Genomic DNA, 10,476 nt, shown 5'->3' on the forward strand with positions numbered 1-10,476 from the left:
CTCCATCATGCCCGGGCGACGCCCGGCTCAGCCGGCCGCGCCGCTCTCGCCGGCCAGCACCGCGTCGCCGGCCAGCAGGGCGTGCTCCGGCAGCGGCAGGTGGATGCCGTGGGCCGCCTCCCAGTCGTGGATCAGGCTGGGACGGGTCTGCGCGACGAAGTAGTCGATCGCGCTCACCCCGCCGACCACCGGCTCCTCGACCTCGGCGACCAGCCGGCCCGGCACCAGCCGGAAACCGTTGCGCAGCGCGGCGCTGAGCCGCCGGTGCCCGTTGACCACGAAGAAGTACTCGCCGGTGTAACCGATCTCCAGCGGCTCCAGGCCGGTCTCGCCGGCCGCGGCGACCTCGCTGGTGAACGTCGAGTCCCACAGGCCGCGCAGGCCGGCGGCGTCCTCGGTCGGGTAGACCCGGCCCGGGTCGAGCAGCAGCAGCGGCGGCGCACCGCGCAGCACCTCGGGCGCGAGCCGCCCCTCGTACGCGTCGACGATGCGCTCGATCACCTCGTCGGCCGGCGCGCGGGTGGTGTCGCAGATCAGGTCGTAGTTGCGCAGCCTGGCCTTGTCCACGCCGTAGCGGATCAGGAACCGGCCGCGCTCGCTCTCGCTGCGTTCCCTCAGCTTGGCCTTGGCCTCCTCCAGCGAGGTGTAGCTCTCGGCCGGCCCGGAGGGACGCAGCAGCACGCGACGGGCCGCCTCACCCGGCTCGGTGATCATGTGCACCTTGAGTGCGTCCGTGAAGAAGTGCCAGGCCAGTCGAGAGTCCATGACCAGGCTCTCGCCGGAGGCCGCGATGTCCCGCTGGAGCTGGTCGACGTATCCGTCGACGGCCTGGTCCAGCTCGGCGTGCAGGTTGAGCTGAAGGGCGGTCATCTGCCGCTCCTGGGCCATCTTCCGGTAGAGGTCGCCGACGCTGACCCGGCGCAGGCCGAGCCGCTTGGCGATCTCGACCGAGACGGTGCTCTTGCCGCTGCCGAGGTCACCGTTGAAGACGATCGACTGACGAACGGTCACGACTGGTCCACCCCTGATCGCCGGCTGGTTGAGATCATCGAATTTCGCACCGGACGGACGCGGTTCCGCCGTCGTCGCGACGCTCTCCCACACCCTGGAGTCGCCGTACGCCCCGGCATGAAGGGCGATGCTACCACTCCGGCCGGGTCCGGCCTGAGGACGCGACCACGGGTGGGCGCGTCGACACTCAGTGCCATGTTCGGGTCACATAACGCGACTATCCGGGCATGGACCCCCGCCGGCTGTCACCCTTCGTCACCGCCGGCTCCGGGCCGAGGCGTCGGCTCAGAACAGGGTGAGCGGATCGACCTGGAGGCGCACCGGGTCGTTGGCCTTGCGGGCGCTGCGCGCCCCGGCCGCCGCGTGCAGCGCATCGGCCATCGCCGCGGCGCGGGCTCTCGGCACCCGTACCAGCATCCGCTCCCGCTCCCCGTCGGCGGGCACCGGACCGAGCACCTCCGCACCGTCGGGCAGACGCGCCTGGGCCAGCAGGTCGGCCACCGCGGCCGGCAGGCCCGTGACGCTGGCCATCCGCACCGCCGGCGGGAAGCCGAGTTCCCGCCGCTCGGCCAGTTCCCGGGCGGCGAACCAGCCGGCGTCCCAGCGCAGCAACGCCTGCACGGGTGCGAGTGCGCCGTCGGCGACCACCACGACCCGTCCCCCGTCGGCCGCCGGTCGGGCCAGGGCGGCCGCGGTCATCCAGCGGCGCAGCGTCTCCTCCCCGGCGCGCAGGTCGGCCCGGGTGAGCAACGCCCAGGTGTCCAGCAGCAGCACCGCCCCGTAGCCGCCGCCCGCGACCGGCTCGGCCCCCGGGGTCGCGATCACCAGGCCGGCACCGCCGGGCACCTCGGCCAGCACCTCCTCCCGTCCGGAGGTGCGCACCGGCACCCCCGGGAACGCCCGTCCGAGTTCCTCGGCGGTCCGCCGGGCACCGGTGACCGAGGCGCGCAGCCGCCGCCCGCCGCACTGCGGACAGGCGTACGAGGCGGCGATCCGGGCGCACCAGCGGCAGGCCGGCGCCCCGCCCGCGGACGGCAACGCGAGCGGCCCGGAACAGTGCGGGCAGCGGGCCGGGGTACGGCAGTCGGCGCAGGCCACCGAGGGCAGATAGCCACGGCGGGGCACCTGCACCAGGACCGGCAGCTCCGCGCGCAGCGCGTCCCGGGCGGCGGTCCAGGCCAGGCTCGGCAACCGGGCGGTCGCCGCGCCGGGGTCGCGCGCCAGCTGGGGATCGTCACCGGTCGGCACGATCGCCGGGGTACGCGCCCGCAGCACGGCCCGGTCGGCGCTCACCTCGCGGGCCCAACCGGTCTCCAGCAGCAGCTGGGCCTCGGCGGTGCGGGCGTAGCCGCCGACCAGTGCCCCCGCCCCGGCCAACTGGGCGCGGGTGAGCAGCACCTCACGGGCGTGTGGGTAGGGTGCTCGCGGCTCGGCGTGCAGGTCGTCCCCGTCGTCCCAGATGGCCACCAGTCCCAGCCGGGCGACCGGGGCGAACATCGCCGCCCGGGTGCCGATCACCACCGGCGCGTCGCCGCGACGGGCCGCCAGGAAGGCGCGGTAGCGGCGCGCCGGGCCGAGGGCGGCCGACAGGCAGACGTGCCGACCCGCGCCGAGCTGAGCGGTGAGCGCGGCGTCGAGCCGGTCCAGATCCCGCCCGTCGGCGACCACCACCAGCGCGCCCCGGCCGGCGGCCACCGTCGCGGCGACAGCGGTGGCGTAGCGGGCCGCCCAGTCCTCCCCGGGCAGCGCCGACCACACCGCCCGCGGGTCGCGCCCGTCGGCCAGGGCCCGCAGCAGCGCCGGCCCGGCCGGGTAGTCGCGCCAGCCGCCGGGCTCCGGCACCGTGTCGGGGTGCGACCCGCTCGCCGGGTCCGCCTCGTCCGGGGCCGGCTCCTTCTCCACCCGGGCGTGCCGCGGCGGGACCGCCAGCCGCAGCACGTCGGCCAGGCTGCCGGCGTACCGGTCGGCGACGACCCGGGCCAGCTGGGCCACCTCCGGGGCGAGCACCGGCACCGGCGAGACGACCTTGTCCAGGTACGTGAGCCGGGGATGCTCGGATCGTTCGGTCCGCTCCAGCAGCCACCCGTCGACCAGTTGGCCGGCGAAGCGCACCTTCACCCGGACACCGGGTACGGCGTCGGCGGAGAGCGCCTGCGGAACCAGGTAGTCGAAGGGCCGGTCCAGGTGGGCCAGCGGCACATCGACGCAGACACGGGCGACCGGCGACCCGTCAGCGGGCCGCCGGTCGTCACGCCGGGTGGTTGTCAGGCTCCCGCGGCCGACTTGAGGTCGGCGGCACGGTCGGTGGACTCCCAGGTCAGGTCGGGAAGCTCACGGCCGAAGTGGCCGTAGGCCGCGGTCTGGGCGTAGATCGGGCGCAGCAGGTGCAGGTCCCGGATGATCGCGGCCGGACGCAGGTCGAAGATCTCGGTGACGGCCTTCTCGATCGAGGCCACCGGCACCGTCTCGGTGCCGAACGTCTCGATGAACAGGCTCACCGGGTGCGCCTTGCCGATCGCGTACGCGACCTGCACCTCACACCGCTCCGCCAGGCCCGCGGCCACCACGTTCTTGGCCACCCACCGCATCGCGTACGCGGCCGAGCGGTCGACCTTCGACGGGTCCTTGCCGGAGAACGCGCCACCGCCGTGCCGGGCGTAGCCGCCGTAGGTGTCCACGATGATCTTGCGCCCGGTCAGACCCGCGTCGCCCATCGGGCCACCGATCTCGAACCGACCGGTGGGGTTGACCAGCAGCCGGTAGCCCTCGGTGTCCAGGCCCAGGCTCTCCAGCTCGGGAGCGATGACGTGGTCACGCACGTCCGGGGTGAGCAGCGACTCCAGCGAGATGTCCGCGGCGTGCTGGCTGGACACCACCACCGTGTTGAGGCGTACCGGACGCAGGCCGTCGTACTCGATCGTGACCTGGGTCTTGCCGTCCGGACGCAGGTAGGGCACCGTGCCGTCCTTGCGTACCGCGGCGAGCCGGCGGGCCAGCCGGTGGGCGAGCGCGATCGGCAGCGGCATCAGCTCGGGCGTCTCCGAGCAGGCGAAGCCGAACATCATGCCCTGGTCACCGGCACCCTGCGCGTCCAGCGCGCTCTCCGACGCCCCGGTACGCAGCTCGAACGCGTTGTCCACACCCTGCGCGATGTCCGGCGACTGGGAGCCGATGGAGACGCTCACCCCGCACGACGCCCCGTCGAACCCCTTCTTCGACGAGTCGTAGCCGATGCCCAGGATGGTCTCCCGCACGATCGTCGGGATGTCGGCGTAGGCCTTGGTCGTCACCTCACCGGCGACGTGCACCTGACCGGTGGTGATCAGGGTCTCCACGGCCACCCGGCTGTGCGGATCCTGCGTCAACAGGGCATCGAGGATGCCGTCACTGATCTGGTCGGCGATCTTGTCCGGGTGGCCTTCCGTGACCGATTCGGACGTGAAGAGGCGGCGTGTCACGGTACTCCTAAGTTCTTGGACGTCGTTCCGCGGCAGTGTAGTCACCAACCGTCCACGGCACCGTCGACGGTCGTCTTGAGTCCAGCCGTCAGGAGGAGCCACCGGTGAGCCGTGCGACCACCAGGTCCCACACGCCGTCGGCGAGATCCTCCTTGGACTGCTCGGGCATCCGGCTGACCGAACCGTCCACGCTGATGACGGTGGCCGCGTTGGTCTCGGCGCCGAAGACCTTGTCCGGCCCGACCTCGTTGATGACGATGAGGTCGGCCCGCTTACGGGCCAGCTTGGCCCGTCCGTTGGCCTCGGCGTCGCCGGTCTCGGCGGCGAACACCACCAGCACCTGCTCCGGTCGACGACGCTGCCCCAGCTCGGCGGCGATGTCCGGGTTGGTCACGAGTTCGATGGTGGGTGCGGTGCCGTCGTCCGACTTCTTGATTTTGCCAGGCGCGTACGTCGCCGGCCGGAAATCGGCGGGAGCGGCCGCCATCACCACCGCGTCGGCGTCCACCGCCGCCTTCAGCGTCGCCTCGCGTAGTTCGCCGGTGGTGCCGACACGGATCAGATCCGCGCCGGCCGGGTCGGGCAGCTCGACGTTGGCCGAGATCAGCGTGACCCGGGCACCACGGGCAAGGGCGGAACGGGCGAACGCGTAACCCTGCTTTCCGGACGAGCGGTTACCCAGGAAGCGCACCGGATCCAGCGGCTCCCGGGTGCCACCGGCGGTGACCACCACCCGGCGGCCGGTCAGGTCGGCCGGCGCGTCGACGCCACGCGCCAGGATGCGGCGGGCCACGGCGAAGATCTCCGTCGGCTCGGGCAGCCGCCCCTTGCCGGTGTCGACACCGGTGAGCCGCCCCACGGCCGGCTCGACGACCCGGACGCCCCGGGCCCGCAACGACGCGACGTTCTCGACGGTGGCCGGGTGTTCCCACATCTCGGTGTGCATGGCCGGGGCCAGCAACACCGGGCAGCGAGCGGTGAGCAGGGTGTTGGTGAGTAGATCGTCGGCGAGGCCGTGGGCGGCCCGGGCCAGCAGGTCGGCGGTGGCGGGCGCGACCACCACCAGGTCGGCCTGCTGACCGAGTCGCACGTGCGGCACCTCGTGCACGTCGGACCAGACGTCCTCGGCGACGGGCTGCCCGGAGAGCGCCGCCCAGGTCGGTGCGCCGACGAAGCGCAGCGCGGCCGCGGTCGGCACCACGCGGACCTGGTGACCCGACTCGGTGAACAGGCGCAGCAGCTCGCACGCCTTGTAGGCGGCGATCCCGCCGCCGACGCCGAGGATGATCCGGGCGCTCATCGACGCGCGGGAGGTTACGGCTGGTCGGTCGGCTCAGCGGTGAGCAGGCCCGCGTTGATCTCGCGCATCGCGATGGAGAGCGGCTTCTCCTGGGGAGTGGTCTCGACCAGCGGGCCGACGTACTCCAGCAGGCCCTCGCCGAGCTGGCTGTAGTAGGCGTTGACCTGGCGGGCGCGCTTGGCCGCGAAGATGACCAGCGCGTACTTCGACGTCGTCTTCTCCAGGAGCTCGTCGATCGGCGGGTTGGTGATGCCTTCGGGGTTGGCGATGGATCCCACGGATAAACCTCTGCGTCTTTCGCACGGACCGCGCGTGAGCGCGGCGCCGGCGCTCAACCGCGCGGACGCGGCCGGGCCGGAGCCAGGAAGGAAGAACCGATGAATCCTACCAGTTCGTCCACGACCCGCTCGATGCGGTCGTGGGACACGCTGAGGTCGAACGCCGCCGCCACGGCCGGGTTCGGAAGCCGACCGGGCGGATGGAGTAGCACGAGTCGGGCCCGGGGCCACCCGGTCCGCACCAGCATCGCCCCGTCGAGGTCGAGCGGGAGCAGCACCGGCTGCCCGGCGGCGAGCCGGCTGCGCAGCGGGGTGATCTCCGTGCCACGCCGGTGGGCACCGAGCCGGCTCCACTCCAGCAACTCGCCGGCGGCGAGCCGGTGGTCGAACTCCTCCGGCGTGACGAAGTGGCGGTGGACGCCGTCCAGTTCGCTGGCCCCGCGAGGCCGGGTGGTGACCGTGACCGGCGTCCACACTGACGGAGAACGCGCCCGGATCAGCTCGACGACACTCTCCCTGCCGGCGCCGGATGGGCCGGCCAGGACAGTGAGCCGAGCCGCCGGGCGCGCCTCGTCATCCAAGCTCACTGCTTGTTTCTACACGCAGTCGTGCTCAGTTGGCGGCGAACTCCCCAAGCAGGGCCTTGCGCTGCTGCTCGCCGAGGCCACGCAGGCGACGGCTATCGGCGATCTTGAGCTTCTCCATGATCTGGGTAGCCCGGATCTTGCCGATGCCCGGCATGGCCTGCAGCACGGCCGACACCTTGAGCTTGCCGACGACATCGTCGGACTCGGCCCGCTCAAGAACGGCTCCGAGGGTGGTCTTGCCCTGCTTGAGCTGCTCCTTCAGCTCGGCACGGGCTTTGCGGATCTCCGCAGCCTTCTCCAGCGCGGCTGCGCGCTGCTCGGGGGTCAGTGACGGGAGCGGCACCAGTTCTCCTCAGGTCCCTATCGCGACGGGCGGGACGCGCCGCCGCATCTGTGAAACGTGGTGTCGCTGTGAACCAAGGGGTTCCCAGCGCGGGGAAAACTAGCGGTCAACGGAGCTTTCGGCAACGTGGGCACGCAATGATCACCGCAAAGTGACCGAGCCGTCAGTCAGTCATGACATCGCCAGGACCGCCCGGCAGTCCGCCACGGCCCGGTCCGCGGCGGCCCGCAACGCCTCCGGGTCGGGCCCGGCACCCAACACCTCCCGGGAGTACGCGGGCAGCACGGCGGGCAGCGCGGAACCGAAGACGATCCGCAGATCCGCCGCCGTGGCGCCCTGTGCCCCGAGGCCCGGAGCGAGCAGCGGTCCGTTCACCGACGACAGGTCGCAGCCGGTCTCACCGACGGTCGCGCCGATCACTGCTCCGACGCTCCCCAGCGGCTCGGCACCCGCGTTGAGCTGGGAAATCTCGTCGAGAACCGTCTGCGCGACGGTGCGGCCGTCGGCACCGCGGGCCCGCTGCACCGAGGCGCCCTCGGGGTTGGAGGTGAGCGCGAGGACGAAGACGCCACCGCCGTGCTCGGCGGCCAGCTCGAACATCGGGGAGAGCGAACCGACCCCCAGGAACGGACTCGCGGTCACCGCGTCGACATACATGGGGCTGGATGGATCAAGGTAGGCCGACGCGTACGCGCGGACCGTCGAGCCGATGTCGCCGCGCTTGACGTCGAGCAGAACGAGCGAGCCGAGATTTCGTAACTGTCGGATAGTTGACTCAAGTACCGCCACGCCTTGGGACCCGAATCGCTCGAAGAACGCCGACTGCGGCTTGACCACCGCAACCCGGTCACCGAGGGCGTCCACGACGGTCCGGGCGAAGCGGTCGAGCCCCGCCACGTCGTCACCAAGACCCCACCGCGCCAGCAGGGCCGGGTGCGGGTCGATCCCCACGCAGAGCGGACCCCGCTCGCCGATCGCCCGGTGCAGCCGGGCGCCGAAGCTCTCCATACCGCCAGTGCCTTCCTCTCGTCCTCCGCCGACCGGGTTCTCCGCCGCCGCCGACCTACTCAGCAGGCTCGGACAGGGGCGGCACCCGGGTACTCCAATTCGCAACAGCTGCCGATCACCGCTACTCAAATCGAGTCGGGCGTCGGCGTTCGCCTACTCAGCCCGCCGCGACCGCCGCCGCGATACCCGCGGTGATGATCGACAGGTCGGCGTCCGAGGTGACGTACGGCGGCATCGCGTAGACCAGATCCCGGAACGGGCGCAGCCACACCCCCTGCGCCACCGCGGCGGCCGTGGCCGCGCCCAGGTCCACCTCGTGGTCCAGTTGGACCACGCCGATGCCGCCGAGCACCCGCACGTCCACCACCCCCGGCGCAGCGCGCAACGGCTCCAGCCCGGCCCGCAGGCCCCGCTGGAGCCTCGCCACCTGCCCGGCCCAGTCGCCGGCGCGCAACAGACCCAGCGAGGCGTTGGCGACCGCGCAGGCGAGCGGGTTACCCATGAACGTCGGGCCGTGCGCGAGCACACCGCCCATCCTGATCCCCCGGGCGACCTCCGCCGTACACAGGGCGGCGGCCAGCGTGAGGTAGCCACCGGTGAGCGCCTTGCCGACACAGAGCACGTCCGGGGTGACCCCGGCGTGCTCGGCGGCGAACATCGTCCCGGTACGGCCGAAGCCGGTCGCGATCTCGTCGAAGATCAGCAGCACCCCGTGCGCGCGCGTCACCTCGCGCAGCACCCGCAGGTAGTGCGGGTGGTGGAAACGCATCCCACCCGCGCCCTGCACCACCGGCTCCACGATCACCGCGGCCAACTCGTGGGCATGCCGCTCGACCGCGTCGACCAGCGCCGCCTCGTACGCCGGATCCGGCGGCCCGTCGAAGCCGCCCGGCGGCGCCGGGGCGAAGACCTGTCGCGGCAGCACGTCCCCCCAGAGGTGGTGCATGCCGCCCTCCGGGTCGCAGACGCTCATCGGGTGGAAGGTGTCGCCGTGGTACCCGCCCCGCCAGGTGCCCAGCCGGCGGCGCTGCGGTCCGCCGGTGGCCCGCTGGTACTGCAGGCACATCTTCACCGCCACCTCGACGCTGACCGAACCGGAGTCGGCCAGGAACACGTGCTCCAACCCCTCCGGCGCCAGCTCGACCAGAGTCCGGGCCAGCTCCACGGCCGGCGCGTGGGTGAGGCCGCCGAACATGACGTGACTCATCCGCCCCAACTGGTCGGTCACCGCCGCGTCCAGCACCGGATGCCGGTACCCGTGGATCGCCGCCCACCACGAGGACATCCCGTCGACCAGCTCACGCCCGTCCGCCAGCCGCAGCCGCACCCCCTGGGCGCTCTCCACCACGTACGGCACCACGGCGGGCGGCAGCACCGCGTACGGATGCCACACGTGCGCCGCGTCGGCGGCGACAATCTCCTCCGGCGTCATCCGGTCGGGGGTGCGGGTCATGGGGGTGGGGGTGGGGCTGAGCGGGATGCGCGGGCGACGGCGCGGGGCAGTGCGGGGCCGCGGTAGATGAAGCCGGTGTAGAGCTGCACGAGGCTGGCGCCGGCGTCGAACATCCGGGCCGCGTCGTCGGGATCGACGATGCCGCCCACCCCGATGATCGGCAGTCGCCCGCCCGTCTCGCCGTGGACGAAGGCGACCACCTGCCGCGCCCGGTCGGCAAGCGGTCGCCCGGACAGCCCGCCGGCCTCGCCGGAGCGTGCCCGGTCGGCCGGGGCCAGCCCGTCCCGGCCGAGGGTGGTGTTCGTGGCGATCACCCCGGCGGCGCCCCGGGCCAGGCAGACCTCCAGCAACTCCGCGATGGCCGGCTCGGTGAGGTCGGGGGCGATCTTCACCAGTACGGGCTTCTCCCCCACCAGGGCCGCCAGCAGCGCGTCCAGGTGCCCGCGGTCCTGCAACGCGCGCAGGCCGGGCGTGTTCGGTGAGGAGACGTTGACCGCGAAGTAGTCACCGTGGCCGCGCAGCGCGAGGTACGACTCGCGGTAGTCCGCCACCGCGTCGTCCAGGGCCGTCACCTTCGACTTGCCCAGCGAGATGCCCAGCGGTACGCCGAGCGGTCTCGGCAGCGCCGCCAGCCGGTCCGCCAGCGCCTGGGCCCCGGCGTTGTTGAAGCCCATCCTGTTGATCACGGCTTCGCTGTCGGCGAGCCGGAACAGCCGGGGTCGGGGGTTGCCCGGCTGCGGGCGCGCCGTCACCGTGCCGACCTCGACGAAACCGAAGCCCAGCGCCGGCCACGCCGGCAGCGCCACACCGTCCTTGTCCATCCCCGCGGCCAGGCCGACCGGGTTCGGGAAGCGGACCCCGAACACCGTGCGCGGCGCGTCCACGGCGTACCGGGCCCGCAACGCCGCCAACGCGACCGGCGTCCGCGACAGCGCGCTCAACCGCCGCAACGTCCACTCGTGCGCCGCCTCCGCGTCCCCCCCACCGACCCGGAACAACCCCCGCCGCACCGTCCCCTCAAACATCAACCCCGCCCTC

Annotated in this window: 10 protein-coding genes; all 10 read right to left on the minus strand. The window is 72.8% G+C overall.

The genetic code is table 11. The features are described from left to right. Nucleotides 1-27: 27 nt before the first annotated feature. The gene (locus SM447_RS07285) at nt 28-1,011 is read right to left on the minus strand and encodes an AAA family ATPase (RefSeq protein ID WP_474571972.1); all 984 of its coding nucleotides are present in this window, start codon (nt 1,009-1,011) and stop codon (nt 28-30) included. 285 nt (nt 1,012-1,296) lie between these two features. Next, nucleotides 1,297-3,279, minus strand: coding sequence for a primosomal protein N' (locus SM447_RS07290; RefSeq protein ID WP_474572355.1), 1,983 nt, complete (start codon nt 3,277-3,279; stop codon nt 1,297-1,299). Further along, the gene (gene metK, locus SM447_RS07295; RefSeq protein WP_474571973.1) at nt 3,276-4,469 is read right to left on the minus strand and encodes a methionine adenosyltransferase; all 1,194 of its coding nucleotides are present in this window, start codon (nt 4,467-4,469) and stop codon (nt 3,276-3,278) included. Before metK ends, SM447_RS07290 begins: the two co-directional genes overlap by 4 nt. A gap of 88 nt (nt 4,470-4,557) precedes the next feature. Continuing rightward, the gene (gene coaBC / locus SM447_RS07300; RefSeq protein ID WP_474571974.1) at nt 4,558-5,769 is read right to left on the minus strand and encodes a bifunctional phosphopantothenoylcysteine decarboxylase/phosphopantothenate--cysteine ligase CoaBC; all 1,212 of its coding nucleotides are present in this window, start codon (nt 5,767-5,769) and stop codon (nt 4,558-4,560) included. 14 nt (nt 5,770-5,783) lie between these two features. Further along, nucleotides 5,784-6,047, minus strand: coding sequence for a DNA-directed RNA polymerase subunit omega (gene rpoZ / locus SM447_RS07305; RefSeq protein ID WP_007075826.1), 264 nt, complete (start codon nt 6,045-6,047; stop codon nt 5,784-5,786). A 53-nt stretch (nt 6,048-6,100) separates the two neighbouring features. Next, entirely contained in the window at nt 6,101-6,634 is a 534-nt protein-coding gene (locus SM447_RS07310) for a nucleoside/nucleotide kinase family protein (RefSeq protein ID WP_474571975.1), read from the minus strand. Nucleotides 6,635-6,659: 25 nt separating this feature from the next. Further along, nucleotides 6,660-6,977: an integration host factor, actinobacterial type gene (gene mihF / locus SM447_RS07315; RefSeq protein ID WP_007458370.1), complete on the minus strand. Its 318-nt coding sequence runs from the start codon at nt 6,975-6,977 to the stop codon at nt 6,660-6,662. A 171-nt stretch (nt 6,978-7,148) separates the two neighbouring features. Further along, nucleotides 7,149-7,985: an orotidine-5'-phosphate decarboxylase gene (gene pyrF / locus SM447_RS07320; RefSeq protein WP_474571976.1), complete on the minus strand. Its 837-nt coding sequence runs from the start codon at nt 7,983-7,985 to the stop codon at nt 7,149-7,151. Between the two features lie 157 nt (nt 7,986-8,142). After that, nucleotides 8,143-9,417, minus strand: a complete 1,275-nt coding sequence (locus SM447_RS07325; protein ID WP_474572356.1) for an adenosylmethionine--8-amino-7-oxononanoate transaminase — start codon at nt 9,415-9,417, stop codon at nt 8,143-8,145. Nucleotides 9,418-9,434: 17 nt separating this feature from the next. Then, nucleotides 9,435-10,466 (minus strand): quinone-dependent dihydroorotate dehydrogenase, encoded by a 1,032-nt coding sequence (locus SM447_RS07330; RefSeq protein ID WP_474571977.1) that lies wholly within the window; start codon nt 10,464-10,466, stop codon nt 9,435-9,437. Nucleotides 10,467-10,476: the final 10 nt, after the last annotated feature.

Source organism: Micromonospora aridisoli, from assembly GCF_056150025.1.

Excerpts from the sequence above, each read along its gene's own strand:
- coaBC (WP_474571974.1), bottom strand. The coding sequence starts at position 5,769 with ATGAGCGCCCGGATCATCCTCGGCGTCGGCGGCGGGATCGCCGCCTAC.
- pyrF (WP_474571976.1), bottom strand. The coding sequence starts at position 7,985 with ATGGAGAGCTTCGGCGCCCGGCTGCACCGGGCGATCGGCGAGCGGGGT.
- SM447_RS07325 (WP_474572356.1), bottom strand. The coding sequence starts at position 9,417 with ATGACGCCGGAGGAGATTGTCGCCGCCGACGCGGCGCACGTGTGGCAT.